The organism is Bacillus sp. J41TS8 (assembly GCF_018333035.1).
Lineage (GTDB): Bacteria > Bacillota > Bacilli > Bacillales > Bacillaceae > Bacillus > Bacillus paralicheniformis.
In genome coordinates this window covers 188466-214366 of the sequence record NZ_BORF01000001.1, presented here as the reverse complement: position 1 = coordinate 214366, position 25901 = coordinate 188466, and the positions used below count along the sequence as shown (strand labels likewise).

The 25901-nt window shown below is 41.5% G+C and carries 31 protein-coding genes and 1 pseudogene; 20 read left to right on the top strand and 12 right to left on the bottom strand.

The window, feature by feature from the left end:
• Positions 1–26: 26 nt before the first annotated feature.
• The 6 genes from KI350_RS01225 to nikA form a co-directional block, all read right to left on the bottom strand.
• Entirely contained in the window at positions 27–857 is an 831-nt protein-coding gene (locus KI350_RS01225) for a MerR family transcriptional regulator (RefSeq protein WP_206761307.1), read from the bottom strand.
• A 254-nt stretch (positions 858–1111) separates the two neighbouring features.
• On the bottom strand, positions 1112–1930 hold the full coding sequence (gene nikE, locus KI350_RS01220) for a nickel import ATP-binding protein NikE (protein WP_020452339.1): 819 nt from the start codon (positions 1928–1930) through the stop codon (positions 1112–1114).
• Between the two features lie 41 nt (positions 1931–1971).
• The gene (nikD, locus tag KI350_RS01215) at positions 1972–2790 is read right to left on the bottom strand and encodes a nickel import ATP-binding protein NikD (RefSeq protein ID WP_020452338.1); all 819 of its coding nucleotides are present in this window, start codon (positions 2788–2790) and stop codon (positions 1972–1974) included.
• Positions 2791–2808: 18 nt separating this feature from the next.
• Positions 2809–3636 (bottom strand): nickel ABC transporter permease subunit NikC, encoded by an 828-nt coding sequence (nikC, locus tag KI350_RS01210; protein ID WP_023855330.1) that lies wholly within the window; start codon positions 3634–3636, stop codon positions 2809–2811.
• Entirely contained in the window at positions 3633–4577 is a 945-nt protein-coding gene (nikB, locus tag KI350_RS01205) for a nickel ABC transporter permease subunit NikB (RefSeq protein ID WP_025811088.1), read from the bottom strand. Before nikB ends, nikC begins: the two co-directional genes overlap by 4 nt.
• A gap of 9 nt (positions 4578–4586) precedes the next feature.
• Entirely contained in the window at positions 4587–6209 is a 1623-nt protein-coding gene (nikA, locus tag KI350_RS01200; RefSeq protein ID WP_020452335.1) for a nickel ABC transporter substrate-binding protein, read from the bottom strand.
• Between the two features lie 287 nt (positions 6210–6496).
• Between nikA and KI350_RS01195 the strand changes: the two genes are divergently transcribed.
• Positions 6497–7546 (top strand): NAD(P)/FAD-dependent oxidoreductase, encoded by a 1050-nt coding sequence (locus KI350_RS01195; protein ID WP_025811089.1) that lies wholly within the window; start codon positions 6497–6499, stop codon positions 7544–7546.
• A gap of 72 nt (positions 7547–7618) precedes the next feature.
• Here KI350_RS01195 and desR read toward each other — a convergent pair whose 3' ends face one another.
• The 3 genes from desR to desA all read right to left on the bottom strand — a co-directional run bounded on the left by desR (position 7619) and on the right by desA (position 10530).
• Positions 7619–8218 carry a two-component system response regulator DesR gene (gene desR, locus KI350_RS01190; protein ID WP_020452333.1) on the bottom strand — a complete coding sequence of 200 codons (600 nt, stop codon included), beginning with the start codon at positions 8216–8218 and terminating at the stop codon, positions 7619–7621.
• 19 nt (positions 8219–8237) lie between these two features.
• Positions 8238–9350, bottom strand: coding sequence for a two-component sensor histidine kinase DesK (desK, locus tag KI350_RS01185; protein ID WP_020452332.1), 1113 nt, complete (start codon positions 9348–9350; stop codon positions 8238–8240).
• 121 nt (positions 9351–9471) lie between these two features.
• Complete coding sequence (gene desA, locus KI350_RS01180) at positions 9472–10530, bottom strand: Delta(5) desaturase DesA (RefSeq protein WP_020452331.1); 1059 nt, start codon at positions 10528–10530, stop codon at positions 9472–9474.
• 279 nt (positions 10531–10809) lie between these two features.
• Between desA and KI350_RS01175 the strand changes: the two genes are divergently transcribed.
• The 4 genes from KI350_RS01175 to KI350_RS01160 all read left to right on the top strand — a co-directional run bounded on the left by KI350_RS01175 (position 10810) and on the right by KI350_RS01160 (position 13504).
• A complete protein-coding gene (locus KI350_RS01175; RefSeq protein WP_003183789.1) occupies positions 10810–11157 on the top strand; it encodes a winged helix-turn-helix transcriptional regulator in 348 nt (115 codons plus the stop codon).
• Positions 11158–11342: 185 nt separating this feature from the next.
• Positions 11343–11969 (top strand): 3-hexulose-6-phosphate synthase, encoded by a 627-nt coding sequence (gene hxlA / locus KI350_RS01170; RefSeq protein WP_003183787.1) that lies wholly within the window; start codon positions 11343–11345, stop codon positions 11967–11969.
• A 2-nt stretch (positions 11970–11971) separates the two neighbouring features.
• Complete coding sequence (gene hxlB / locus KI350_RS01165; RefSeq protein ID WP_020452330.1) at positions 11972–12529, top strand: 6-phospho-3-hexuloisomerase; 558 nt, start codon at positions 11972–11974, stop codon at positions 12527–12529.
• Positions 12530–13114: 585 nt separating this feature from the next.
• The gene (locus tag KI350_RS01160; protein ID WP_003183782.1) at positions 13115–13504 is read left to right on the top strand and encodes a tautomerase family protein; all 390 of its coding nucleotides are present in this window, start codon (positions 13115–13117) and stop codon (positions 13502–13504) included.
• Positions 13505–13589: 85 nt separating this feature from the next.
• Here the strand turns inward: KI350_RS01160 and KI350_RS01155 are convergent, their stop codons facing one another.
• Both KI350_RS01155 and KI350_RS23345 read right to left on the bottom strand, forming a co-directional pair.
• Positions 13590–14453 (bottom strand): 23S rRNA (adenine(2058)-N(6))-methyltransferase Erm(D), encoded by an 864-nt coding sequence (locus KI350_RS01155; protein ID WP_025811090.1) that lies wholly within the window; start codon positions 14451–14453, stop codon positions 13590–13592.
• 276 nt (positions 14454–14729) lie between these two features.
• Complete coding sequence (locus tag KI350_RS23345) at positions 14730–14774, bottom strand: erythromycin resistance leader peptide (RefSeq protein WP_105980607.1); 45 nt, start codon at positions 14772–14774, stop codon at positions 14730–14732.
• A gap of 235 nt (positions 14775–15009) precedes the next feature.
• Here KI350_RS23345 and KI350_RS01145 point away from each other — a divergent pair, with 235 nt between their 5' ends.
• The 3 genes from KI350_RS01145 to KI350_RS01135 all read left to right on the top strand — a co-directional run bounded on the left by KI350_RS01145 (position 15010) and on the right by KI350_RS01135 (position 16732).
• A complete protein-coding gene (locus tag KI350_RS01145; protein WP_315897772.1) occupies positions 15010–15129 on the top strand; it encodes a hypothetical protein in 120 nt (39 codons plus the stop codon).
• A 255-nt stretch (positions 15130–15384) separates the two neighbouring features.
• On the top strand, positions 15385–16092 hold the full coding sequence (locus KI350_RS01140) for a DNA alkylation repair protein (protein WP_103749526.1): 708 nt from the start codon (positions 15385–15387) through the stop codon (positions 16090–16092).
• A gap of 43 nt (positions 16093–16135) precedes the next feature.
• The gene (locus KI350_RS01135) at positions 16136–16732 is read left to right on the top strand and encodes a class I SAM-dependent methyltransferase (protein WP_025811092.1); all 597 of its coding nucleotides are present in this window, start codon (positions 16136–16138) and stop codon (positions 16730–16732) included.
• A gap of 68 nt (positions 16733–16800) precedes the next feature.
• Here the strand turns inward: KI350_RS01135 and KI350_RS22890 are convergent.
• Positions 16801–16996 (bottom strand): annotated as a pseudogene (locus tag KI350_RS22890) (hypothetical protein); the annotation flags it as partial.
• A gap of 470 nt (positions 16997–17466) precedes the next feature.
• Between KI350_RS22890 and KI350_RS01130 the strand changes: the two are divergent.
• The 12 genes from KI350_RS01130 to KI350_RS01075 all read left to right on the top strand — a co-directional run bounded on the left by KI350_RS01130 (position 17467) and on the right by KI350_RS01075 (position 25843).
• Positions 17467–17727, top strand: coding sequence for a metal-sensitive transcriptional regulator (locus KI350_RS01130; RefSeq protein WP_059231383.1), 261 nt, complete (start codon positions 17467–17469; stop codon positions 17725–17727).
• Between the two features lie 156 nt (positions 17728–17883).
• Positions 17884–18366 carry a DsrE/DsrF/DrsH-like family protein gene (locus KI350_RS01125; protein WP_059231381.1) on the top strand — a complete coding sequence of 161 codons (483 nt, stop codon included), beginning with the start codon at positions 17884–17886 and terminating at the stop codon, positions 18364–18366.
• A gap of 47 nt (positions 18367–18413) precedes the next feature.
• Positions 18414–18782, top strand: a complete 369-nt coding sequence (locus KI350_RS01120) for a rhodanese-like domain-containing protein (protein WP_059231379.1) — start codon at positions 18414–18416, stop codon at positions 18780–18782.
• Between the two features lie 58 nt (positions 18783–18840).
• Positions 18841–19398 (top strand): sulfurtransferase TusA family protein, encoded by a 558-nt coding sequence (locus KI350_RS01115; protein WP_059231377.1) that lies wholly within the window; start codon positions 18841–18843, stop codon positions 19396–19398.
• A gap of 20 nt (positions 19399–19418) precedes the next feature.
• The gene (locus KI350_RS01110) at positions 19419–19814 is read left to right on the top strand and encodes a DsrE/DsrF/DrsH-like family protein (protein WP_059231375.1); all 396 of its coding nucleotides are present in this window, start codon (positions 19419–19421) and stop codon (positions 19812–19814) included.
• 39 nt (positions 19815–19853) lie between these two features.
• The gene (locus KI350_RS01105; protein ID WP_059231373.1) at positions 19854–20981 is read left to right on the top strand and encodes an MBL fold metallo-hydrolase; all 1128 of its coding nucleotides are present in this window, start codon (positions 19854–19856) and stop codon (positions 20979–20981) included.
• 33 nt (positions 20982–21014) lie between these two features.
• The gene (locus KI350_RS01100; protein ID WP_059231371.1) at positions 21015–21242 is read left to right on the top strand and encodes a sulfurtransferase TusA family protein; all 228 of its coding nucleotides are present in this window, start codon (positions 21015–21017) and stop codon (positions 21240–21242) included.
• Positions 21243–21303: 61 nt separating this feature from the next.
• Positions 21304–22080 (top strand): sulfite exporter TauE/SafE family protein, encoded by a 777-nt coding sequence (locus KI350_RS01095; RefSeq protein WP_059231369.1) that lies wholly within the window; start codon positions 21304–21306, stop codon positions 22078–22080.
• Between the two features lie 360 nt (positions 22081–22440).
• The gene (locus KI350_RS01090) at positions 22441–22776 is read left to right on the top strand and encodes a thioredoxin family protein (RefSeq protein ID WP_059231367.1); all 336 of its coding nucleotides are present in this window, start codon (positions 22441–22443) and stop codon (positions 22774–22776) included.
• Between the two features lie 18 nt (positions 22777–22794).
• On the top strand, positions 22795–23886 hold the full coding sequence (locus KI350_RS01085; RefSeq protein WP_059231365.1) for a PAS domain-containing sensor histidine kinase: 1092 nt from the start codon (positions 22795–22797) through the stop codon (positions 23884–23886).
• Positions 23861–24505 (top strand): response regulator, encoded by a 645-nt coding sequence (locus tag KI350_RS01080; protein ID WP_025811099.1) that lies wholly within the window; start codon positions 23861–23863, stop codon positions 24503–24505. The genes KI350_RS01085 and KI350_RS01080 overlap by 26 nt, the downstream gene beginning before the upstream one ends.
• Positions 24506–24643: 138 nt before the next feature.
• Positions 24644–25843: an NAD(P)/FAD-dependent oxidoreductase gene (locus tag KI350_RS01075; RefSeq protein WP_059231363.1), complete on the top strand. Its 1200-nt coding sequence runs from the start codon at positions 24644–24646 to the stop codon at positions 25841–25843.
• Positions 25844–25901 lie beyond the last annotated feature (58 nt).

Genomic DNA, 25901 nt, shown 5'->3' with positions numbered 1-25901 from the left:
AAACCTTCAAGTTACTTGAAGGTCAATCAAAACTTTGTCACCGGAATTTGGATTAAAGTGACAAAATGATCGGACTCCTTGATGACAGCCTCATCAAGAACGGAAATCTCAACGGGGATTCCTTCAAGTTTATATCCTTTCTCTTTCAGCTGACGTAAAACAAGCTGATAACTTTTTCTCATGTCCTCGTAGGGGCCAATATGAGGATAGCTTGCATACAAACCTTCGTTTAAATATTCATTGCTGTTTTCGCCGTGCAGCAATTCAAATAAGCCGATGTATTTTACAGGTCCTTCTTGCTTCAAGCTTTCCATATCCACGATCGTTCCGATGTCTCCGGTGAAGAAGCCGTTATTCTCGATCGACTGGCTCGAAAGCGTTTCTCTATCCTTTAAATAGATGTCGTCGCCTTCCTCTATCAGATCGACAGGTTTGTCAAAATACAGATAGGAAACAGGCCGTTTTGGGAAATACTGAAATGTTAAAGCAGGATGACCGGCAAGTTTTATTCCTTCTTCGATTGTGGAAATTTTGTTTTCGATCCTCGCCGCACTGCGTTGGAGCCGGCAAATTTCCATCCTCACTTCCTCAAGCTTCTTCTTCAAAATATCCATCGTCGTTTCCGGAGTCCTTTTATCTAACTGATGCTGAATGTCTTTTAACGAAAATCCATTTTTCCTTAAAAAAATAATGGTATCCAGAACCTGAAATTGTTCAACACCATAATATCGATAGGATGTTTCAGGGTCAGTATACTTTGGCTTGAACAGTCCGATTTCATCATAGTAACGCAGAGTCGATGCGGGCAGCTTGAAAAGCCGTGCTACTTCTCCCACGCGGAATCGATTATTCACCATTTTTCACCTCATTTGTTGGTATGTGAACTTTTTTTAGGGTTATCGGATGTATATCTTAAGCCTACTATTGACATTAGGTGAAAATGCATGCCTGGTCAACAAGGAACCGCAGCCTCTAAAAGGGGCATTACGCCAAATGATAGATTTTCAAAAATAAATGAGGGCTTCATGATTGGAAGCCCTCATTTATTTTTCACAAACGTGAATTAAAGAAGCTCATTTCAGAGAAAAGGTTTGAATTGGTCCCGGCAAGTTTATTGCTGAAGCGCTCTTGTTCCGATCGAACGAAATCGCGGATGCTCTGCCAGTATGGAACGCTTCATTTCTTTTACAACCGGGTGATCTGACTTTAAAAACCGATCTTTCTCGTAAAGCCCGGTCAATTGGCCGTGATCTAAAATACCTAGTGTATCACTTAATTGATAGGCGGCTTTTAAATCATGCGTTATAAAGAAATACGACATTCCAAAATCGTTTTTGAGCTCTTTTAATAAATCCAATATAAGCGTTTGGGTTACCATGTCCAGGCTGCTGACAGACTCGTCCAATACGATCAGCTTCGGCTTGAGCGAGACTGCTCTTGCAATATTAATTCGCTGCAATTGGCCGCCGCTGAATTGATGCGGATATTTTGTTAAATCCTCTTCAGTTAAGCCTACTCTTTCCAACAGCTCGATAATGGTCCGTTTTTGCTCGGCGATTGTGAGCCTTTCATAGTTTTCCAGCGGTTCTGCTATGATTTGTTCCGCCGTCATTCGCGGGTTGACGGAAGAATATGAGTCTTGAAAAACAGCTTGAAGGTCGCGGCGGATTTTCCGCCGGATGGATTGCTCGGCTTTATATAGATCATGACCTTGAAAAAAGATTTGGCCTGATTGCGGCCGTTCCAAACCGAGCATCACTTTTCCCAATGTGCTTTTCCCGGCTCCGCTTGGTCCAATCATGCCCAGACATGCGCCTTCTTCAATTGAAAAGCTGACATTGGAAAGGACTTGTTTCGATGGAGCTTTCCATTTGAACAATTTGCGCGCCGTATAATGATGAGTGACGTCTTTCACTTGTAATAAACTCACTTGTTCACCCCATATCAAATGCAGGTCTTCTTCATACTGACTCAAGTGGCAAGTTGATCCATTGGCAAAGTCAACCGTGCACTTAACAGCTTCTTTGTATAGTCATGTTTTGGTTCATCAAACAGCTGAAACACATCTCCATTTTCTACAATTCTCCCATTCTGCATCACAGCGACTTCATCGGCCATTTCAGCAATGACGCCCAGATCATGAGATATAAGCAAAATCGCCGTGCCGAATTCAGATCGCAAGCCGTCTAAATATTTCAGCACCGTCTTCTGATTAAACACGTCGAGCGCAGTTGTGGGTTCATCCGCAATAAGAACGGCCGGCTCCAGGCATGCTGCAATTGCAATCATGACCCGTTGAAGCATTCCGCCGCTTAATTGAAAAGGGTAAGAATGCAAAAGTTTAGCGGGGTGGGGGAGGTTTACATGATGCAGTGCTTCGGTCGCGAGCTCTTTCGCCTGTTTTTTGCTAAAAGATGTATGAGAGCGAATCGATTCGATCATTTGCTGGCCGATCGTAAAAACGGGTGTAAAAGCGTTCATCGGATTCTGCATAATATAGGCTATATCTTTGCCGCGGATTTTACGCATGTCCTGTTCTGCTAATCCGTTCAATTCCCGGCCCCGCAATGCAATACTTCCTTCCACCTTGGTTGTTTTTGGATCAAGCGTCTGAAGAATAGACATGCTCGTTACCGTTTTTCCGCAACCGCTCTCACCAATTAAACCAAGAACCTGTCCGCGCTTCAGTTCAAAATTAATCCCTTGAACGATAGTTGAATTTCCTTTTTGATTGTGAACCTGCACATGCAAATCTCTGACTTGAAGTACTGTTGATTGTTCTGTTCCCAACTTCCTCATTCCTTTTTATCATCGACGTTTGACGCCGTATTGATCTGATAAGGCTTCGCCCAATAAATTGAACGTCACAACGACAACCATGATCATCAGCCCTGGATAAATCATTAACTCGGGGTTCGTCCGAATATACGATTTACCTTCATGAATCATCGCTCCCCATTCAGCTGCCGGGGGCTGGACGCCTAATCCGAGAAAAGACATGGCGGAGATATCCATAATGGCCCAGCCCATTTCCAACGTGCCGATGACGACGAGGGGAGGGAGGACATTAGGGATAATATGCTGTTTAATAATTTTCCATTGGGAAGATCCATTGATTTTTGCCGCCGCAATAAAATTCTCCTCTTTCAGACTAAGCACCATTCCTCTAAAAATTCTTGCATAATAGACCCATTGCACAAGCATGAGGGCCACAATGACTTGAGGAAGTCCAGGACCGAATATGCCCACGAGGCCAAGAACTAAAATTAAGTTCGGAAAGGCCATCACACCATCGCAGCATCTCATTAACAGCTGATCAATCCAGCCGCCTTTATACCCTGAGATCGTCCCGATTATGAGGCCGATAACGAGTGAGGAAATGAAAATGAGCATCGCGAATCCAAGAGAAATCCGGGCGCCGTACAAAAGGCGGGATAAGTTGCATCTTCCCAGATGATCAGTTCCTAAAGGAAACGTCCAGGACGGAGGCTGCAGCTTATAGACCAAATGGACATCAGCAGGGTGATGCGGCGCAATCCAAGGGGCGAATACAGCGATGATAAAAAGGACGGTTAATATGATGGTGCAGATTGCGATCACTTTTGGGCCTTTGAAAATCTTGCGTATACTTATCATCGATGCTGTCCTTCTTTCCTTGAAATGCGCGGGTCAATATACATTTGAATGAGGTCAACAATTAAGTTGCTCAATATAAAAAAGGCGGCGGCTAAGAACACATAGCATTGAATGACAGGGATGTCCCGATTGAAAATGGCCTCAATAAAATAACGGCCAAAGCCCGGCCAAGAAAAAACGACTTCAACAATAATTGTGCCGGTGAGCAGCTTGCCAAGGTTCATTCCCAGCCCCGTAATCATCGGAGAAATGGCCATTCGCAATACATGTTTGGCCATAATGTTCATCCTCGTCATTCCTCTTATGCGAGCAAATTGCACATAGGGTTCTTGCAGGTTTTCGATGACACTTGCACGGAGCAGCCTTGTATACATCGCGATTAAAGGAAGCGCCAAAGTCATCGACGGCAGTACAAGATGCTGCCATGTCCCGATTCCCTCTACCGGCAAAAGGTCTAACTGAACAGAAAAGAAAAAACCCAGCATATACCCTAACCAAAAAGTCGGGATGGATGCTCCGAAAAAGGAAATGAAGCGGCTGATATGATCAACTGCACCGTTTCTTTTAATTCCCGCTAAGAAGCCTAGCGGCACACTGACAAGCACCGCAATCATTAAACTCCCAAGCGCGAGCTCGATCGTCGCCGGCATTCGGTGTGCAACTTCATCCCAAACCGGCTGATTCGAAACATAAGATATGCCAAAATCAAGTTGGCATATCTTCAATACAGAGTTTACATATTGAATAAAGAATGGCTGATCCAAGCCAAACTCATGTCTTTTTTGCGCTAAAATTTCATCGGTTGGCTGGATATGTGCTGCGGCTAAGTATGCTTCAGCTGGGTCAACCGGTGAGAGATGAATCATTCCAGTTGTGAGAAGTGCAGCTAAAAGAAACACTGGAATAATAGACATGATTCGTTTCAATATATAGTTGCCCATAAAAGCCTCCTAGTGTTGCTGCTTGATGCGAATCCCTGTAAATGGATGTTCGTCACGATTGGCAGGGAACGTAAAGTTGCTGATATTCTTTTGATATATCGCCGTCTTTTTAATATAAGAAACAGGAACGATGGCTCCCTGGTCTTGAAGGGATTTTAAAATAGATGAGTAAAGCTCCTGCCGCTCTTTTTCATCAGTCGTTTGAGGTACCTTTGCCATCTGCTTGATCAGCTCGTCCTTGTTTGGATAGGCTGAAATCGCTTCATTAAATCCGAATCCTTTGGAGGAGACAATGTTTAAAAATGTGTGCGGGTCATAAGGCGCACCATAGTTGCTAAAGAAGTTCATATCAAACTCATTCGCTTTAAACCGTTTGACTTGGGTTGCCAATTCTACACCTTCAAGATTCAGCTTTACCCCGATCGCCGCCCATTCTGCCTGCAGCGTTTCGGCCATTGTTTTTTGAATGGATTCCGCTGAATCATACATTAAACTAAATTCAAGAGGCTTTCCGTCTTTCTCGCGCACCGTCTTGCCATTCGGAAGCTTCCAGCCTGCCGCATCTAATAGCGCTTTTGCTTTCTCTGGATCATAGTTGATTTGCTTTACATCAATATCAGACGTGTATGGGAAGTCTGTCGGCAAAATATGATCTGCTTTTTCTTCTAACCCGGAGGTGATGCCTTTTACCAAGGCTTCTTTGTCAAAACCATAGTGGAGGGCTTGACGCACGCGCTCATCAGAGAGCTGTTCTTTTTTCGTATTCATGACAAGCTGTCTCGTCGCCACCGGTTCAGAAAGGCTTGTTTCATATTGGCCTGTCGCTTGCAGCTGCTTGAATGCATCCAAACTGATAACGCCTTCGCCGTAAATGAGGTCAAGCTCGCCTTTTTCAAATGCAAGCACCCTTGTTTCGGCGTCCGGGATGACTTTCACCTTGATTTTCTCGACTTTTGGCTTTTCACCCCAATAATGTTCATTGCGTTTAAAAACCGCATATTCATCAGCTTTATGCTCTTCCAATACCCACGGGCCCGTACCTACCGGTTTTGCGACACCCTTTGATGTATCGCCGTCCTTAGGGAAGCCGGCTTCTCCCAAAAACCGGACCGGCCGTACTACGGCTAGTTCCTGAATGGTCGGGTAATATGGTTCAGTTAATGTCAATTTAAATGTATGATCATCGATCACTTCTGTTTGGGCTATTTTTGAAAGAAACCCTAACCAGCTGTGTAATTCAGTATGTTTTAAAATGGAATCAAAATTCTTCTTCACAATTTTTGCATTAAACGTTGTCCCATCTGAAAATTTTACATTCTTACGTAAATGAAACGTATATACTTTACCGTCATTTGATATATCCCAAGATTCGGCTAAATGCGGTTTAAGCTTTCCTCCCGCTTCATAGGTAACCAAAGGTTCATATACCATCGACTGGGCAAATAATTGGGAAGGATTATACACATGCGGATTCATCTCGCCAATATCTCTAGGCCAAGCCATTGTGACCATGTTTTCATGCGTTTTCTCTGTTGAATTTCCTGAGGTTGTACATCCGGCCAATAAAATAGAAAAGGCGAGCATTAATACAAAAGTAATTTTAATTTTCGAACTAATCCTTCCGCTTATCATGCTTTGTTTCCTCCTAAATGAAGTTGATAATCATTTTCATTCTATGCAGGAAGCATACCCTTGTCAATGTAAGATATAGGAACTGCTTACATGCTGCGGAATGGGGAAGCGGCGGCATCCCGTGAAGAACGAGCGCAAAGAGGGGGAGGCGAAAATGAAGTGGCGAAGAATGAACTTTTTATTAAAATGGATTGTAAAAACGAAGCAATCAAAGTACACTTAATGATAATGATAATCATTTACGATTGAGGGTGTAAACTCATGACATATACCGGGAGTGAAGAGCGATGAGCAGAAATGAAGTGTTTGATGTGACCGTGATCGGCGGAGGTCCGGCCGGTTTATATTCCGCCTTTTACAGCGGACTGCGGGGAATGAAAACGAAGATTATCGAATATCAGCCGATGCTGGGCGGAAAGGTTCACGTATATCCTGAAAAAATGATCTGGGATGTCGGGGGGCTAACGCCGATTTCCGGAGCCAGGCTGATAGAACAGATCGTGCAGCAGGGGCTAACATTTCATCCTGAAGTGCTGCTGAATGAGAAAGTTGAATCGATTGCCCGCAATGAAGAAGGGTTGTTTGAGTTACATACGGCTGCCTCAGGGGTGCATCTGTCCAAGACGGTCATCGTTGCCGTGGGCGGCGGCATCCTCAATCCGCAAAAGCTTCAGATTGAAGGAGCAGAGCGCTTTGAAGTGTCCAATCTGAATTATACGGTCAAATCGCTGCACCATTTTAAAGATAAAACGGTCATAGTATCAGGCGGCGGCAATTCGGCTGTCGATTGGGCCAACGAGCTCGAACCTGTAGCGAAAAAGGTCTACCTCGCTTACCGCAAAGATGCGCTCAGCGGGCATGAGGCCCAGGTGGATCAGCTGCTGAACAGCTCGGTGAGCTGCTTCTTCCATACACAGATTACCAAGCTGATCGCTTCGGAAGATCATGAGGTGATCGAACGGGTCGAGCTCACGAACGCTCAAACCGGTGAGGTGATGGAGCTGCCTGTCGACGAAGTGGTTATCAACCACGGCTATGAACGCGACACCTCACTGCTGGAGAACAGCCGACTTCATATTACCAGGGTTGATGACTATTATATTAAAGGTACCGCCAACTGCCAGTCTTCCGTGCCCGGACTGTATGCGGCAGGGGATATTGTGCATTATGAAGGCAAGCTGCACTTGATCGCCGGAGCGTTTCAGGATGCGGCAAACGCGGTCAACAGCGCCAAGCGCTTTATCGATCCCGAAGCACACAAGAGTGCGATGGTGTCGTCACATAATGAGGTTTTCAAAGAGCGCAACCGCGAGCTTGTGAAGAAGATGTTCGTGTAGAAAAGGAACGTTTCCGCCGTGGGAGCGGCTGATTCGTCGAGGGGATCTTGGAGATATGCCAAGATTCTCTTTTTATTTAAACCAGCCTTTTTCCTTTGAACGGGTAATGGCTTCGATCCGATTTTTGACCTCAAGCTTTTCAAGAATCATTGAGATATAATTTCGCACGGTTCCGCTTTTGATGCTGAGTTCTTGGGCGATTTCTTTTGTGTTTTTTCCGTCAGCCACAAGTTCGAGCACTTCTTTTTCTCTATCTGTGAGGGGATTGGCCTCACTGTACATGTCTTCCATCAATTCAGGCGCATAGATCCGCTTTCCTTTCATGACGCTGCGGATGGCGCTCACAAGCTCTTCGCTTGGGCTGTCCTTTAACAAATAGCCTTTAACACCTGCTTTAATGGCCCGCTGAAAGTAACCGGGGCGGGCAAAAGTGGTTAAGATAATAATGTTGCAGCCTGTATCCTTTAGTTCCTCAGCAGCTTCAAGTCCCGTTTTTCCCGGCATTTCAATGTCCATAATGCATACATCAGGCCGATGTTTTTTTGTGAAATCAACGGCATCCTGTCCGGTTGTGCCTTTGCCGACGACTTCCATATCATCTTCTAAATTCAGTAGTGATCCTAAAGCGCCCAAGAGCATCTGTTGATCTTCCGCAATAAATATACTAATCATGCAAGCCATCCTTTTTTGTTTATTTTGAGTTATTAGGAATTGACATGGTAAGCTTGGTGCCGTTTTTTGTATCAATGTGAAGGCTTCCGTTTGCAAATTCAAGCCGTTCTCTCATGCCAAGCAAGCCGTGTCCTTTTGAAAAGTACTTCTCTTCACCTTGAAACGTTCCATCGTCAGTCACTGTAATGACAACTTCCTTCCAGAGCTGCTGGATGTCAATGCGGCAGGTTTTAGCCTGACTGTGTTTGACGACATTAGTGACAGCTTCCTTTAAGCACATACTCAATATGTTTTCATTAAGCAATGAGATATTTTCCGGCAATTTTTCTTCTTCATAGATGAACGCAATGTCGGCTGCTTCAAGAATTTGTTTGATGTTGATCATTTCATCCTTGAGCCGAATGCCTTTCATGGAGGATACAATTTTTCTTACTTCATTTAAAGAAGTTCTCGCAGTTTGCTGAACGCTTTTCAGTTCACGCGCGGCTTGATCGGGATCTTTGTAAATTAATTTTCTCGCCAAGTCGCTTTTTAAACCGATCAGAGACAGCTTTTGCCCAAGTGTATCGTGAAGGTCGCGGGCAATCCGCTGCCGCTCTTCTAATTTTACCAAATTGGCAATCCGTTCATTAGCATACTCGAGTTTTTCTTCGAGGCGTTCGCGCTCCTTGCGGCTTCTAATACTGAACGGCAATAAAATCGCGCTGATGAGAGTGATGACCACAAAAGGAATTTGTGTCAGAAAAAATTCTTTTTTTAACACGAGACTGAAGTTGGCAGCGACGGCTGCGCTTATTAAATGAACATAATATAAAATGTGAAAAGGGGCTCGTTTTTTTATGTTCCCTATAAAATACGCGATAAAAAAAGCAAAATAAATATAGCTGAACAGCATAATCGAGGCGGTTGAAATGCCGATTAATATAAACGCCCACAAATAAATGTCCCAGCCTTTTGAAACAAAAGCAAATCTGTATACCGCAAAAAATAAAAGTGTCAAAATGATGCCGACGACGATGACAAGGGTAGATGATGATTGCATGATAAAGTAGAAGGGCAGGATGAAAAATATCGTCCATATATACGGTGAGATCCCGTTAAGTTTTTGAAATGCAAAGTGCTTTTTGAACATGATATAACCTCGTTTTCAGCTTTTCATCTTTAGAGTAACTTTACCATTGCCTGAGCCGGATTGCATCATCCGACAATAAATAAGGAAGCCTTCTTGTTGATATAAGAAGACCTCCTCATCGTCAGGCGTTCTTTCGCAGCTTCTGTTTTTCCGTTGAATCCTGCGGAAGATGGGAAGATGTTTGTTTCATGTCCCGAAAGGTTACAAACTGCTTTTTTTCTTCATCCCAAAGCCGGAACGCGAGTGATTGCAGGCTTGTTTTTAAAGTGATGGTCGGGACGTTTTTTAGTGGTTCGTGCTGCTCATGTGCGATTTCAAGTTTATAGTTAGGCACCTTTGGGCTCAGATGGTGAACGTGGTGGTACCCGATATTGCCTGTAAGCCATTGAAGCAGTTTCGGTAGTTTATAAAATGAACTTCCTTCCACAGCCGCCTGAACGTAGCTCCAGTTTTCATCCGCTTCAAAATAAGAATCTTCAAATGTATGCTGAACATAAAACAGCCAAACGCCGATCGAACCTGAGATCAGAAAGATCGGACCCTGTACGAGCAAGAACGATTGCCAGCCAAAGATCAGGCAGCAAACAGCAGCCAATGCCGCGATTGCAAGGTTGGTAAGGTATGTGTTCACACGTTCCTTCCGTCTTGCACCTTTTTTGTTAAAGCGGTTTGTGATCAGAAAGACATAAATTGGTCCGAGAATAAACATGATAAACGGATTTCTGTAAAGTCTGTATGCGATTTTTGTGCGTAGAGGTGCGGCTTTATATTCGTTTACCGTCAGCAGCCAGATATCGCCTGTTCCGCGTTTATCTAGGTTGCTGCTTGTCGCATGATGAATCGAATGGCTGTGCTGCCATTGAAGATAAGGAAATAAAGTCAGAACGCCTGTCAAAAAGCCGAGAATGTGGTTAAGGCGTTTTTGTTTGAAAAAGGAAAGATGGCAGCAGTCGTGAAAAATAATGAAAATTCTCGTCAAAAACCCTGCGGCAATCACCGTTATTCCTAATGTAAGGAGGTAGGAGACATCGAGGCTGAGGTAGGCAAGAAACCACAGTCCGAAGAAAGGAATAAACGTATTGAAGAGCTGAATGAGACTGTTTTTGGTATCAGGCTGGGCAAATGCAGCAACCTGTTTTGTTAACTGTTTTTGTTTGTGTGTGGTGGTTTGTTCAGTCATAGTAAAGTTATCCTCTCATAAATGGGTCTTAAGTTAAGTTTACGGTACAGAGAGATGTCTTTGTAGTAGCACACATCATGCTTCAAACATGACACTTGTCATGTTTCCTTCACCCGAATGGATAAGAAGATTGACAATGACATGATGGGCAAATCCGCATGATGATATGGTGAATAATGGAATCTGGAAAAACGCGATGATTGATTAGTTAAACAAAGTTCTTTTACAATGATGTGATAGATGTTCATTGTTTAGTCATTTCATAAGGGGAGAATTCATATGTCACGAATGGAAAATAAAACATTTAATTGTGAGAAGGAGCTGACGCTCAACATTATCGGCGGTAAGTGGAAAATGCTGATTTTGTGGTTTTTAGGAAAAGAAGGTACGAAAAGGTTCGGAGAATTAAAAGCTTTGATGCCCGGCATTACGCAAAGAATGCTGGTGAATCAGCTGCGTGAATTAGAAGAGGATCATATTGTACATAGGGAAGTATATCCGGTTGTTCCCCCAAAAGTTGAATATTCCCTAACGAAACAAGGAGAAAGTTTAATGCCTATATTAGAGGCGATGTATGAATGGGGTAAAAATTATATAGAAACGAACTTTTCAAAAGATGATGAATAGAATGGTTGACTTTAAGATACTGTTTTGGAGACAGTATCTTTTTCTGTACCATATGAGGAAAAGTATAGTATGTAAAAAAAAAGTGCGTACTATTAATGGAATTTTCCCCTTGTTATACTCTTGATGTAACAAAATATGAAAAGAATAATCCGCGGAATTCTTAATTCAAACAGGAGTGATTGTAAGTGGAATTACAGTTAGCATTAGATTTAGTCAATATACCGGAAGCCATCGAAGTAGTAAAAGAAGTAGAAGAATACATTGATATTGTAGAAATCGGTACGCCGGTTGTGATAAATGAAGGACTCCGTGCAGTGAAAGAGATGAAAGCCGCTTTCCCGAATTTGAAAGTGCTGGCAGACCTTAAGATTATGGATGCGGCGGGGTATGAAGTGATGAAAGCATCAGAAGCAGGAGCCGACATCATCACCATTTTAGGGGCTGCTGAAGACATGTCTATTAAAGGCGCTGTAGAAGAGGCGAAAGCGCAAGGGAACAAAATCCTGGTGGATATGATTGGGATTAAAGACATCAAATCGCGTGCTAAGGAATTGGATGAGCTTGGTGTCGATTATATTTGTGTCCATACCGGTTATGACCTTCAAGCCATTGGCCAAAATTCATTTGAAGACTTAATGACGATTAAAAATGTTGTGAAAAACGCTAAAACGGCTATTGCAGGCGGAATTAAATTAGACACACTGCCCGAAGTCGTTAAATTAAAACCTGATTTGGTTATTGTCGGGGGCGGTATTGCAAATCAAGACGATAAAGCTGCGGCAGCCGCAAAAATGAAGCAGATGATCCAATAAACATGAAGACTTATGATTATGTAAAAGCGATCATCGCAGAGCTTGATCATGCAACGTCTCAAAATCAAGCGGAAGGTATAGAAGACTTAATATCCACTATCATGTCTTCTGAAAAAGTGTTTGTTTCCGGTGCAGGCCGCTCCGGTTTAATGGGGAAATCATTTGCTATGCGATTAATGCACATGGGGATCAATGCGTTTGTAACAGGGGAAACCGTAACACCGGTATTTACCGAAAAAGACTTGCTTATCGTGGGCACGGGATCAGGGAAAACAGAAAGTTTGCTTCATATGGCGGAAAAGGCAAAAGATATCGGAGGCACTGTAGCGACAGTTACGATCTCTCCAGATTCGCCGATAGCTGAAATATCTGACCTGATACTGCAGCTGCCCGGCTCCCCAAAAGATCAAACGACAGGCAATAAACAGACGATACAACCGATGGGCTCGCTTTTTGAACAGACTCTTTTATTGTATTATGACGCTATCATATTGCGAATCATGGAAATGAAAGGGCTGAATACTCATAACATGTATGGAAATCATGCCAACCTTGAATAATAGAAAATCGCCATCCGTAATCTTGGATGGTGATTTTTTTGTATACAAATCTGTTTTTAATATATCATTTACATCTATATTATATTTTTAAAATGTGGATAACGTAAACTGGAGCAGGGACTAAATGGATATATGAAGAAAGGAGCTTATTATGCTTACAAGTTTTAGCTTGGTTGGGTTTATCCCTTTATTTGTTTTTATTATTTTCATCATATTCGAGTTGAGAAAGCTTGTCCCTTTTTTTTAGAAATAAGTAGAGTGTTGATAAAGAAGGAGGCGGTCTTCGTAATTTCCGCCTTAACCGCATTCGATTTCATTTGACTGGAAGACAAAAAAAGCGTTTTCTGATCATGTTATTGTCATGTTTTGATGAACTATTATGTACATACTCATCTCCTAAAGAACGGGTGTCAACTAATTTTTAATAATACAGACCTTATATCTTCGATACTGATAAAGCAGATGAAAAGATTATCAATTGTTGAATATATTTTGGTTATGTGTTATGTTTTTATCAAGTTAACAGACATCATTTCTTGTTATTTTGCTAACGAAATTTAAAATGATCAAAAAGGGGATAAACAAATGCCATTATTACGTTTCGATCTAATAGAAGGCCGTGATGAACAAGCATTAAAAAAATTATTAGATACCGCACACGATGCGATGGTAGAAGCGTTTAACGTTCCGGAGAAAGACCGCTATCAAATTGTCCATCAGCATCCGGCGAATGAGCTTATTATCCAAGATACAGGCTTGGGATTGAATAGATCAAAGGATCTGGTTGTGATTAGCATCACCAGTAAAACAAGAACGGAAAGCCAAAAAGAGAAATTGTACGCTTTACTTGCTGAAAAGCTTGAAGCGGAATGCGGCATTTCACCTGAAGATGTCATGGTGTCCATCACAGAAAATGGAGATGCCGATTGGAGTTTCGGCCTCGGCGAGGCGCAGTTTTTAACTGGAAAGCTGTAAGCGGACAAAAGGAATGTTGACAGGGACATCTGAATCCCTCCAGAAATAGCTAAAGCTGCTGACGGGAAGTCAGCAGCTTTTTTCTTTATATTTCTCCGGGTTTTCGCTTATTTGCTCTTGGCCATTTGTGATGCATTACATACTGAGTCATCGTGTTAAAAATAACCGCCCATTGGTTTTCGGTGAGCGTTCCAACGGTTTTTTCATTGTTGATTTTTAGACTTTTTCTTAAGTGTTTCATTTGACGCGGGGTAAAAATTCCGCGTAAAGCAACACAGAGAGGGATATTCGGCTCCTTTAGCGCGTATTCGGCAAGTCCCCGAAACGCAATATAATGTTTATGTGATAGAGGCGCGTCTTTTTTTCGTGTTATTCTGACCATTGCCGAGTCCACTTTTGGAGGGGGAGAAAAATGCTCTTTCGATATTTCTCTGACAATGCCAATATCAAACCACATTCTCCAAGCTAAAACATAGGAATTTTTAATGAATTTTGATGTGAAACGTTTAGCAGCCCCTTTTTCCATTACGATGATCCCTTTTTGAAATCCGCTTGCAGGATTGTTCAAAAGCATTTTCATGATGGGGGTTGTGATGGCATAGGGAATATTAGAGACCACCACAAACTTTTCTTTTGGTAAATGAATCTTCATGATATCTTGATGAATAATTTTCGTATTTGAATGCTGTGCCGTTTTACGTGTGAGTATATCAACGAATTTAGAATCGTTTTCCACTGCCAATACCTTACCGGCTTTTTGACTTAGCACAGTTGTCAAAGCCCCTTTTCCCGCTCCTAACTCTAAAACCGTATCGTCTATGCTAATATTTGCCCGATCCACAATTTCTTCAATTAATTTTTTATTATGCATCAAATGCTGTCCGGAAAAATTCGGAGATTCCCCGCGGTTTAACTTTTTTCCTCTGTACTTATGATTTTTTTTCTTCATGTTTCCTCTTCCTCTCATCATAAAAAATCACAGGCGGTCTGCCTGTGATTCAGAGTAAAGGGAAGAGCCATCCTTTAAGGATGAAGCCGCGGTATTTCCATAACCAAATAAGCCTTTCTCAGCCGTTAGAAAAAAAGGATTAAACAAAAAAGAAAGGCAGAACGATCCGCCTTTCTACAAATTACAAATTTTATATGCAAATTGAAGATTATTAAAAAAGGACAGACTGATCCCGTTTACTCTGCATACACAAACAGAGCCTTTGAACGTATTTAATTACTGGTTCAAAGTTGGGAAACGAAGTCTCATTGAGTGTGTCATTTTTTAATAATCCTCCTGAAAAGTTAAAGTTACGATCTCATTGTAGGGCATTCTTTGGAAAACGTCAACGGCTGGAATTTTCTTCTCCTTACGAATATCGCAGGGGTTAACCAGGCAGTGTTAAGAATAGGAGTCTGCTAACATTGAAATTATAGATGTGATTGTCTATAATTCAAAATACAAATCGTAATATTTATGATTTGTAAATAACTCATAGAAAAGTGGTGCAATAACATTGAATCAGTCATTCGCATTCTCACGGCATCGCAGACTGCGCTCAACACCGGGTATCCGGGATTTGGTAAGAGAAAATCGGCTTTCCGCTGACGATTTCATATATTCTCTGTTTGTCTAAGAGGAAAGGCGGTCAAAAACAACCCCTTTCTGCTTGTTAAAATGTTTCACATAATAAATATAAATGATATGCAGAGGAAATTTAGTTTTTATCAGACTTAGAAACAAAACAGCCGCTAAAAAAGATGAGGATTATGATGTACCGTTTATGGAGAGCAAAAAACAAATAAAGTTGATTTGTATTGATTAGATGAAGCGAAAGAGCATGATAATGGAATCAAAGAAATGAATTTAATTTACAGAGGGAAGTGAAAGCATGGATTTTGAAACGGTTATGAAGGAACTTGAAGCGCTGGGTACGGAAAATATGAAAAAAAGATACATAACGAATGGTGCACACGAACCGCTTTTTGGTGTGGCTACAGGCAAAATGAAGCCGCTTGCAAAGAAAATCAAGAAAAATCAACCTTTGGCGCAGCAGCTTTACGCTACCGGGAACTACGATGCCATGTATTTTGCCGGCATTATTGCTGACCCAATCACAATGACTGAAGCGGATTTTGAGCGCTGGATCGATGAGGCGTATTTCTATATGCTATCTGATTATGTTGTTGCAGTAACTTTGGCAGAAACCGATTTTGCGCAGGCTGTTGCTGATAAATGGATCTCAAGCGGTGAAGAGCTTAAAATGTCGGCAGGCTGGAGCTGTTACTGCTGGCTTTTAGGTAATCGACCGGACGATGAATTTAATGTGACCAAAATTGCCGGTATGCTTGATCAGGTGGAACAGGCGATTCACGATTCTCCGGATCGAACAAAATCGGCTATGAATAACTTTATCTACACAGCCGCGATTTCATATTTGCCGCTTCATGAAAAGGCGGTTGAAACCGCAAAAGCAGTAGGCCCGGTCGAACTCAGGCGAGGCAAGAAAAAAAGCAGTATCCTGAATGCTTCCAAAAATATTCAAATGGATATTGATAGAGGCCGTCTTGGTTTCAAACGGAAATATGTAAGGTGTTAGCATAGTTTTAGTAAACCATCTAAAAATAAATAGGAAGTGGAATATGGAAAATAACGTTTTTGAACAGATGGCAAAACGATATGATACAGAAGAAAGAATTGAATTAGCAAAAGTGATCGTGAATGAAGTAAGACAGGAATTGAGAAATAGTCAATCAAAATCTTTAATCGACTATGGGAGCGGTACGGGTCTCATTAGTTTAGAATTATCAGATTTAGTACATTCTATTTTGTTGGTCGATTCATCAAAACAAATGCTGGAGGTGGCTAATGCTAAAATTTCTCGCAAAGGAATTGCCAATGCAAAAGTGCTTTATTCAGATTTTACCGAAGAAACTCCTGAACTGAAGGCAGACATCGTTTTAATGTCACTCGTCCTTCTTCATATTCCGGAAACGGATAAAATTTTACAAGAATTGTTCGGTGTTTTAAATAATGGCGGAAAGCTCATGATTATTGATTTTGACCAAAACGATAAAATTCAACATCCGAAAGTTCACAGCGGTTTTTCGCACGAAGAATTGAAAAAAAGATTATCCGATGTTGGATTTAAATCAACTGAAATGAAGACATTCTATCACGGCCATCGTATTTTTATGAATCAAGATGCTTCAATGTTTATATCCAGCAGCATAAAGTGATTTCTTGTTTTTTGAAATGAAATAAAGGAAGCCGGAAAAACGATCCGGCTTCTCATGCGGCACATCTTCTTCTTCAGCTTCACCTTCTCCGCCCGGTAAAATTCATGAAACATCCTCATCGATCCCGTTTTCCGGGTTCGGACACATGGCTCCATTGCATGTCGAGATCTTTTGCGATTTCCTTTCTGTGTTCTCTTTTTTCAAATCAAGACCGAAGCGTGTGGTGATGGATTCTTTTTGTCGGCCGTCCGAGACGTCAATGTGCACAAAGTTGATAAATCAGCTTGTTTCTTATTTTGAGGAGATAAGAAGTTAACTTTTGTGCTTGACAATATACCCTATGGGGTATAATATTACTTCGTAAGCGATAAAGAAAGTTCATAAGGTGGTGTCAATAAAATTAATGATTTAGCTATATCATTTCTGCTTATCATCATTCGAACGTTATGATCCTATAACCGGATGAAAAAAATCCGCAGATATGGCAATCATAGATATGCGCGATTAAACGATGTACCCGATCTATCAGAAGATTTTATTTTAAACATTCTCATACGCGTATCTAAAACGTTTTTTTCTAGAGATTCCGCGTGATAAGATACACATAATAGCTCGTTACAGGGTAGAATTTAATTTAGGCGTTCGTTGTCTAAAGCGCAAAGGTATTCTTGTGAACAGTTATGAATTGGCAAACTTGCAAAGCGGAAATTAATAAAAGAAAGGATTTTAGCGATATGGAGTATGATCAAAAGATTAAAAATCGTTTGCGCCGGATAGAAGGACAGATTAAAGGTGTATTGACGATGATGGAGCAAGGAAAAGACTGTAGAGAAGTCGTCACTCAATTGGCAGCATCTCGTAATGCAATGGATAGAGCATTAGGTGTTATTGTGAGTACAAACCTTGAACATTGTGTTCGTGAAAGCTTGGAACAGGGAGAAGACACATCCAGCTTAGTAAAAGAAGCGGTCGACTTATTGGTAAAGAGCCGATAAAAAATTCATCAACCTATAATTTAAGGTTGACGAATTTTTATATGTTTTATAATATACCCCTACCGGTATTTAACGAGTTGGCTAATAGCAGATCTTCAGAAAAAATTTTAAACTTCCATATACCCCTATAGGTATATGGAGGCTAGGAGGTTAAACATGACAGAACAAACAAAACGTACAACAATTGTTTTATTTAGCGGAGATTATGATAAAGCAATGGCGGCCTATATTATTGCAAATGGTGCTGCTGCCTACGATCATGAAGTGACGATTTTTCATACTTTTTGGGGATTAAACGCTTTGCGTAAAGAAGAACTTGTTCCAGTGAAAAAAGGGTTTCTTGAAAAAATGTTTGGAAAAATGATGCCTCGCGGTGCTGATAAGATGGGTTTATCTAAAATGAATTTTGCGGGTGTGGGTCCTAAAATGATTAAAAATGTTATGAAAAAGCATAACGCGCTGACATTGCCACAGTTAATCGAGATGGCTCAAGACCAGGATGTGAAGCTTGTAGCTTGTACGATGACAATGGATCTTCTTGGTTTGCAGGAAAAAGAACTATTAGATGATATCGACTATGCCGGAGTAGCAGCTTATTTAGCAGATGCTGAAGAAGGTAATGTCAACTTATTTATCTAATTTTAACCATTTCAAATTGAATAAATGAAGGGAGGTTATATAACAATATGGTTAGCGGCGTAATAATCAATACATTACTCATTTTATGTTTACTTTGGATCTTATTTCGACGTTTTTTACCATTGCAAGGTGTTAAACAAATAACAATTGCTGATTTAAAGTCAGAGCTGAAAAATAAAGACAAACAGTTTATCGATGTACGAACTCCTTATGAGTTCCGGACAAGGCATATTAAAGGGTTCAAAAATATTCCCTTGTCTGACTTGCCTCATCAAACTAATCAGCTTTCGAAAGATAAAGCCGTATTTGTGATCTGTCAAAGTGGAATGAGAAGTTTAAAGGCAAGTAAAGTATTGAAAAAACAAGGATTTAAACGTATCACAAATATAAAAGGCGGCATGAATGCGTGGCATTAACACCGATTTTTTATCTGATGGTATACCCCCACCCCTATAAGAGAGAAGGAGGAAAAAAATGATGAAAGCAAATATTGTACTAGACGCTAAAGGCTTGGCTTGCCCAATGCCAATCGTAAAAACGAAGAAGAAAATGAAAGAATTAAAAGCTGGTGAAGTATTGGAAATTCAAGCGACAGACAAGGGCTCTACGGCAGATCTGGAAGCATGGGCAAAAAGTACAGGTCATGAATATCTAGGTACTGAAACAGAGGGAGAAGTCCTTCGTCATTTTCTTCGAAAAGGAGGAGAGCATTCATCAGAAAATGCATCTTCAATTCCTGAGATTTCATTAGAAGCTTTCAAACAGAAAGTGGATAGTGACGAGTCTCTTAACATTTTAGATGTACGGGAGATAGAGGAGTATGAAGAAGCTCATATCCCCGGAGTTGTGCATATCCCTCTTGGTGAAGTGGAAAAGCGCTCTAACGAATTAAACAAAAATGATGAAATTTATATTATCTGCCATTCGGGAAGAAGAAGTGAAATGGCAGCCCACACCATGAAAAAACAAGGTTTTAAAAAGGTTATTAATGTTGTCTCAGGTATGCGTGATTGGACAGGTAAAACAGAATAAATAAAAAGGGTGATGAACATATGAGTACAAGAGTAGCGATTATTGCGGCAAATGGTGGTCTATTTGATGCTTATAAAGTATTTAATATTGCAACTGCGGCAGCAGCAAGTGATCAAGAAGTATCTATCTTCTTTACATTCGAGGGATTAAATCTGATTCATAAGCAAGCACATCAAGAATTAGAAATGCCGCAAGGAAAAGAACACTTTGCGGAAGGATTTAAGAAAGCAAACGTGCCGTCTATTCCTGAACTGATTGAAATGGCACAAGAGATGGGTGTTAGATTTATTGGTTGTCAAATGACGATGGACGTTATGGGTTTAACAAAAGAAGATTTTATAGAAGGAATTGAAGTAGGCGGGGCTGTTACCTTCTTAGATTTTGCAAAAGACGCAGATGTATCTTTAACATTTTAGTCCTGATTAATAAGATTTTGATATGGGAGGAAATTAAACATGGCCGTACAAGCACTTACCGCAAATGAAGTGACACAAAAAATCTTTAACAAGGTACCTTTGTTTATTCTGGATGTACGTAATGAACATGATTTTAGCGATTGGAAGATTGAAGGGCATGATGTTGACCATTTAAATGTACCGTATTTTGATCTTTTAGATGGCGTAGAAGATATCTTAGAGAACATTCCATCCGATAAAGAAGTGCTAGTCGTATGCGCAAAAGAAGGTTCATCCGTCATGGTATCTGAAATGCTTTCTGAAGCAGGTCTTTCTGTATCCTATCTTAAGGGGGGGATGAAAGCATGGAGTGAGCATGTAGAGCCGGTAAAAGTCGGGGATTTACAAGACGGCGGTGAAGTGTATCAGTTTGTTCGCATCGGGAAAGGCTGCTTGTCATACATGGTCATTTCCAATGGTGAAGCAGCGATTATCGATGCGACACGCATGGCGGATGTCTTTATAGATTTTGCTGAGGGAAAAGGCGCAATGATTACTCACGTATTTGATACACATCTTCACGCAGACCATATTTCAGGCGGCAGAATCATTGCTGAAAAAACAAAAGCAACCTATTGGCTGCCGCCGAAAGATGCTGAAGAAGTGGTCTTCGATTATCAACCATTGGAAGAAGGAAATGATATCATCATCGGAAATACAAAGATTAAAATTCAACCGATTTATTCTCCTGGGCACACCATTGGCTCCACTTCTTTCATTGTCGATGATCAGTATCTTCTTTCAGGAGATATCTTGTTTATCGATTCCATTGGCAGACCGGATTTAGCAGGTATGGCAGAAGATTGGGTAGGAGATTTAAGAAAAACGCTTTATAGCCGCTACAAAGCGTTATCGAAGGATTTAATCGTATTACCGGCACACTTTATGATCATTGATGAGCTAAATGAGGATGGAAGTGTTGGTCAAAAACTAAGTACATTATTTACCGAGAACCATGGTTTGAACATTGCGGATGAAACAGAATTCAGACACCTGGTGACAGATCATTTACCTCCGCAACCTCATGCATATCAAGAAATTCGTGAAACAAACATGGGGAAAATCAACCCTGATGAAGAAAAACAGCGTGAGATGGAGATTGGGCCAAACCGATGTGCAATTCGGTAACACAAGTTTCTATTAAAAAGAGGAGAGATGAATATGAAATCAGATAAAGTATTAGACGCAAAAGGACTGGCATGCCCAATGCCAATCGTCAGAACAAAGAAAGCGATGAATGAACTGGAATCAGGTCAAATATTAGAAGTTCATGTAACAGATAAGGGAGCTAAAAATGATCTAGCTGCTTGGTCTAAATCTGGCGGACATGACCTTTTAGAGAAAACTGAAGAGGGCGATGTACTGAAATTCTGGATTAAAAAAGGCTAATGGATGTAAAAGGGTATCGAATCAAAAGATACCCTTTTCCTTTGAAAAGGAGGAAACCAAAATGGATATTGCCTTTATGATCACGATTTTCATGATAGGGTTTATTGGCGCTTTTATTTCCGGAATGATTGGTATTGGCGGATCTGTTATTAATTATCCTATGTTGTTGTACATTCCTTCTCTAGCGGGAGTGATGTCATTAACAGCCCATGAAGTTTCAGGGATAGGAGCGATTCAAGTGTTCTTTGCAACATTTGGCGGTGTTTGGGCTTATCGTAAGAGTGGTTTTTTAAATAAACCATTAATCACTTACATGGGAAGCAGTATCCTGATTGGGAGTGTATTGGGGAGTTACTTTTCTCATCGTTTATCTGAACAAGGAATGAATTTCATATACGGAATTTTGGCTATTATAGCTGTTATATTAATGTTTACACCTAAAAAAGGACAAGAACGTAGGGAAGGCGAAGAAGTCACATTTCATAAATGGTTAGCTTCGTCCTTAGCCTTTATCATTGGCGGCGTATCAGGTGTTTTAGGAGCTGGCGGCGCTTTTATCTTAGTTCCTATTATGTTATCGATTTTAAATATTCCTGTAAGAATCACCGTTGCTTCATCTCTTGCGATTACATTTATTTCCTCCATCGGCGCAGCAGTTGGAAAAGTAATGACCGGACAGGTGCTTTTTGGGCCGGCTCTGGTTCTTATGGTCGCTAGTTTAATTGCATCTCCTCTTGGCGTAAAAGTTGGACAAAAGGTAAATACACAATTCCTGCAATGGGTTTTAGCTCTATTAATAGCAGCGGCAGCCATTAAAATCTGGTTAGGATACCTTTGAAAATGAAAGACCCAACAGGTTCAATAGTCGATTGCTTTCATGTTAGGAAACTCGATCGCATTCAATCATCGTTTCAAGCGCTGGATGACATTCTTTTTAATAATGGCGATTTGGACAGGTTTAAATAGTTGTGAAAAAAACTTATTGGTTTAATGGGTATTATGGGAGTTAAACAATTATGAGTCAATAAGATGAGCACTTCCCTTCTCTGGCGGGTAAAACTCTTGATCGGTGCCCGTTTCTCACAAGGATTCTGATATTCGTTATTATGATGACAACAGTGAAAGTTTAGGTTGATATTTTAAATTAATAGTTAAGATAAACAGATCAGAGAAAATTTCATTTTAAAGGAGGAATTGGATGAAAGAGATGACAGAGCTGACTTCAATGGTGGCAATTGAGAAGTTTATAACCGGTCATAAATTAAGTTTTATATATATATCAAGGCCTCAATGTACAGTATGTCACGCTGTTCTGCCGCAGCTTAGAGTACTGTTGACTCGCTTTCCAAAGATTAAATTAGGGCAAATCAACGCTGATAGAGTGGAGGAGGTTGCCGGCAGGTTTTCAGTTTTCACAGTTCCTGTGCTTCTTTTGTTTATTGAGGGAACCGAATGTCTAAGAGAAGCGCGTTTTGTTCATTTTGAGCAGCTTGAACAGAAGCTAAAAAGAATCTATCAGTTGTACGAGGAATAGATAGCTGAGGGAGGGGCCATGATGTGTCAAAAACCGACTTTTTTTGAACGGTATAAAGAAGAAGGAAAGTCAATGGAAAGCGGCTATTTAAGGCAGATCTTCGACCATTTGCAGGATGGAATCATCATGATGGATCAGGAACGCCGAATTCTGGTGATGAACCCGTCCGCAGAGAATATGACGGGATGGAAATTAGGGGACAAGGTTCCGTATTGTTCCTACTGCCAAACGAGAAAATTGGAAGCGGGAGAAGCGCGTTGTTATTTGCTGGCCAAGCGTGAAGTTCCTTATTTTCTCTCCTCGATGCCCACCTATGAAGGGCGATTCGTCGACATGGAGATGAGTACAGCTGTCATTTCTGAAAACGGCGATCAAATGGAAGTGCTTTTGGTTCTGAAAGATTTAACGATAAAGAAAAAGGAAGAGGGAGCGCGGATCTCCAAGCTTGTTCTGCAAAAAACGCTAGAAACTCAGGAAAATGAACACAAGCGGCTTGCCAAGGAACTGCACGATGGCGTGGGGCAATCGCTTTATTCGGTTTCAGTAGGTATTCAGGCGATTCAGTCGCGCATGGAGCAGGAAGAAACATTTAAAGAGTACATGCAGGACATCATCGATGAATTGGAAAAGGCGATCCAAGACGTCAAGCTCTACGCTCTCCAGCTGCGGCCGCACAGTCTCGATCAGCTGGGGCTGATTCCTGCTGTCGAGCACCTTGTGTCCAGCTTAAACAAGACTCATCAGGATGTTTCTATTACGTTTGCCTCAAGCAATGTCAGCAATCGCTTGCTGCCGATTTTTGAAATCAATTTGTACCGAATTATTCAGGAGGCGCTGCATAATGCCCTGAAATATTCGCAGGCGACACTTATTGAAGTCATACTGCACAAAGAAGACGGCGAGCTCGTTTTGATCATTCAGGACAATGGCATCGGTTTTGAACACGGGCTGACAGAGGAAGGCTTGGGATTTAAACATATGGAAGAAAGAGTCGATCAGATGGAAGGAAGCCTTCGAATTCACTCCGCACTTCAGAAAGGAACGACAATTAAAGTAAAAGTACAGGACAAGGAGGGGAGGGGGAGTGATCAAGGTATTGCTGGTCGATGACCACATGATGATCCGCAAGGGCATTCGTGTGCTTTTGGAAGGTTTTTCTGAAATCGAAATTGCGGGAGAAAGCAACAATGGCAACGAAGCCGTTTTTAAGGCCGGACAGCTGAAACCGGATGTCGTGCTGATGGATTTGTCGATGCCAAACGGGTTGGACGGATTCACAGCGAGCACTGCGATCCGAAAGATGAACCCTTCTGTTAAAATCGTGATTTTGACAATGCATGATGAAGAAATTTTTATCCAAAAAGCGATAGAGGCGGGGGCCCATGGATACGTCTTGAAAAACAGTCATTATCAGTTGCTTTATCAGGCGATTGTCGAAGTGTACAGGGGAAATCTCTATTACAAGACATCTGTATCGCAAGACATCATTGATCAATGGCTGAGTTCAGCGTCCCAAAAGCCGCCTTCTGTTTTAACTGTTCGCGAAAAGGAGATTCTCAGATTCATTGTGCTGGGTTATGCCAATAAGGAGATTGCCGATAAACTCTCAATCAGCGTCAAAACCGTCGAAAATCATAAAACAAATATGATGCAGAAATTAAAACTGGACTCGAAACACGAATTAATCCAATATGCGATCAAAAACAAATATCTCGATCTGACGTTCTAGTCAGCTTGGGAAGACGGGGCTCACATAAAAGTAGGGGAGTTCCCCTATACAAAAAAAGGAAGATGGATGGTAACTTAAAAAACGAGAGACACATCTTTAAGAAAAACAGCAACTTTTTAAAACAAAAGGTGGTTGACCATGGCAAGACAGGCTCGTTATTCCATTGTCATTGTTGGAGGTGGGACTGCTGGCATCTCTGTCGCCGCCCGTCTCGTTCGGGCTTCTAAAACACTCAAAGGACAAATTGCCATCATTGACCCGCAAACAAAGCACTATTACCAGCCTTTGTGGACATTAGTTGGAGGCGGCGCAGCGAAGAAGGAAGAGTCTGAGCGCGATTTAGCTTCCCTGATTCCTGGCGGGGTCGACTTGATCGGCGATGCTGTAACTGAGTTTCGCCCGAATCAGAACACACTTCTTACAAAACAAGGAACGATCGTTTCCTACGATTATCTCGTGGCGGCAGCCGGTTTGCAAATCGATTGGGACGGGGTCAAAGGTTTGAAAGATGCGGTTGGAAAAAACGGGGTTTGCAGCAACTATTCATATCATACGGTAGACAGCACTTGGGAAAACATCCGCAATTTTAAAGGCGGAACCGCCATTTTCACTCATCCTGATTCTCCCGTGAAGTGCGGGGGAGCTCCACAGAAAATTATGTACTTAGCAGATGACTATTTTCGCAAGTCAAATGTTCGCCATCAGTCGGACATTATTTTTGCATCGGCGAAATCGATCATTTTTGATGTCCCCAAATATGCAAATGCGCTCGAAAAAGTCGTCAGGCGCAAGGATATCCACACGATGTACAAGAGAAATCTAATCGAAATTCAGCCTGATTCAAAAGAAGCCTTGTTCGAAAACTTGGAGACGGGAGAGCAGGAAGTATTAGCATATGATCTTCTTCATGTGACGCCGCCGATGAAAGCACCTCTCTTCATCAAAGAAAGCGCATTGGCGGATGCCGGCGGCTGGGTCAATGTTGATCCGTACACGCTGCAGCACAAAAAGTTTGCCAATGTTTTCGGAATTGGTGACTGTGCCAACCTGCCGACGTCCAAAACGGGAGCTGCAGTTCGTAAACAGGCTCCGGTTGTGGTGCGAAATCTGATGTCCTTGATCAAAGGATCTTCATTAGAAGCAAAGTACGATGGATATACCTCGTGCCCCTTGGTTACAGGATACAACAAACTCGTGCTGGCTGAGTTTGACTATCACAAGGTGCCGCAAGAAACGTTTCCATTTGATCAGTCCAAGGAACGATTCAGCATGTACCTGTTAAAAAGAAGATTGCTTCCCATCATGTATTGGAATGGCATGTTAAAAGGACTGATGTAAGAGGCAAGACAAAGCATGATGCGAACTCAAAAGGACATATTCCGTTAAATGTTTCAAG

What these genes read in the sequence shown, in the direction of transcription:
- KI350_RS01225 (WP_206761307.1), bottom strand. Translation starts at nt 857, where the DNA reads ATGGTGAATAATCGATTCCGCGTGGGAGAAGTAGCACGGCTTTTCAAG.
- nikC (WP_023855330.1), bottom strand. Translation starts at nt 3,636, where the DNA reads ATGATAAGTATACGCAAGATTTTCAAAGGCCCAAAAGTGATCGCAATC.
- nikB (WP_025811088.1), bottom strand. Translation starts at nt 4,577, where the DNA reads ATGGGCAACTATATATTGAAACGAATCATGTCTATTATTCCAGTGTTT.
- nikA (WP_020452335.1), bottom strand. Translation starts at nt 6,209, where the DNA reads ATGATAAGCGGAAGGATTAGTTCGAAAATTAAAATTACTTTTGTATTA.
- KI350_RS01195 (WP_025811089.1), top strand. Translation starts at nt 6,497, where the DNA reads ATGAGCAGAAATGAAGTGTTTGATGTGACCGTGATCGGCGGAGGTCCG.
- desR (WP_020452333.1), bottom strand. Translation starts at nt 8,218, where the DNA reads ATGATTAGTATATTTATTGCGGAAGATCAACAGATGCTCTTGGGCGCT.
- desK (WP_020452332.1), bottom strand. Translation starts at nt 9,350, where the DNA reads ATGTTCAAAAAGCACTTTGCATTTCAAAAACTTAACGGGATCTCACCG.
- desA (WP_020452331.1), bottom strand. Translation starts at nt 10,530, where the DNA reads ATGACTGAACAAACCACCACACACAAACAAAAACAGTTAACAAAACAG.
- KI350_RS01175 (WP_003183789.1), top strand. Translation starts at nt 10,810, where the DNA reads ATGTCACGAATGGAAAATAAAACATTTAATTGTGAGAAGGAGCTGACG.
- hxlB (WP_020452330.1), top strand. Translation starts at nt 11,972, where the DNA reads ATGAAGACTTATGATTATGTAAAAGCGATCATCGCAGAGCTTGATCAT.
- KI350_RS01160 (WP_003183782.1), top strand. Translation starts at nt 13,115, where the DNA reads ATGCCATTATTACGTTTCGATCTAATAGAAGGCCGTGATGAACAAGCA.
- KI350_RS01155 (WP_025811090.1), bottom strand. Translation starts at nt 14,453, where the DNA reads ATGAAGAAAAAAAATCATAAGTACAGAGGAAAAAAGTTAAACCGCGGG.
- KI350_RS01140 (WP_103749526.1), top strand. Translation starts at nt 15,385, where the DNA reads ATGGATTTTGAAACGGTTATGAAGGAACTTGAAGCGCTGGGTACGGAA.
- KI350_RS01135 (WP_025811092.1), top strand. Translation starts at nt 16,136, where the DNA reads ATGGAAAATAACGTTTTTGAACAGATGGCAAAACGATATGATACAGAA.
- KI350_RS01130 (WP_059231383.1), top strand. Translation starts at nt 17,467, where the DNA reads ATGGAGTATGATCAAAAGATTAAAAATCGTTTGCGCCGGATAGAAGGA.
- KI350_RS01125 (WP_059231381.1), top strand. Translation starts at nt 17,884, where the DNA reads ATGACAGAACAAACAAAACGTACAACAATTGTTTTATTTAGCGGAGAT.
- KI350_RS01120 (WP_059231379.1), top strand. Translation starts at nt 18,414, where the DNA reads ATGGTTAGCGGCGTAATAATCAATACATTACTCATTTTATGTTTACTT.
- KI350_RS01115 (WP_059231377.1), top strand. Translation starts at nt 18,841, where the DNA reads ATGATGAAAGCAAATATTGTACTAGACGCTAAAGGCTTGGCTTGCCCA.
- KI350_RS01110 (WP_059231375.1), top strand. Translation starts at nt 19,419, where the DNA reads ATGAGTACAAGAGTAGCGATTATTGCGGCAAATGGTGGTCTATTTGAT.
- KI350_RS01105 (WP_059231373.1), top strand. Translation starts at nt 19,854, where the DNA reads ATGGCCGTACAAGCACTTACCGCAAATGAAGTGACACAAAAAATCTTT.
- KI350_RS01100 (WP_059231371.1), top strand. Translation starts at nt 21,015, where the DNA reads ATGAAATCAGATAAAGTATTAGACGCAAAAGGACTGGCATGCCCAATG.
- KI350_RS01095 (WP_059231369.1), top strand. Translation starts at nt 21,304, where the DNA reads ATGGATATTGCCTTTATGATCACGATTTTCATGATAGGGTTTATTGGC.
- KI350_RS01090 (WP_059231367.1), top strand. Translation starts at nt 22,441, where the DNA reads ATGAAAGAGATGACAGAGCTGACTTCAATGGTGGCAATTGAGAAGTTT.
- KI350_RS01085 (WP_059231365.1), top strand. Translation starts at nt 22,795, where the DNA reads ATGATGTGTCAAAAACCGACTTTTTTTGAACGGTATAAAGAAGAAGGA.
- KI350_RS01075 (WP_059231363.1), top strand. Translation starts at nt 24,644, where the DNA reads ATGGCAAGACAGGCTCGTTATTCCATTGTCATTGTTGGAGGTGGGACT.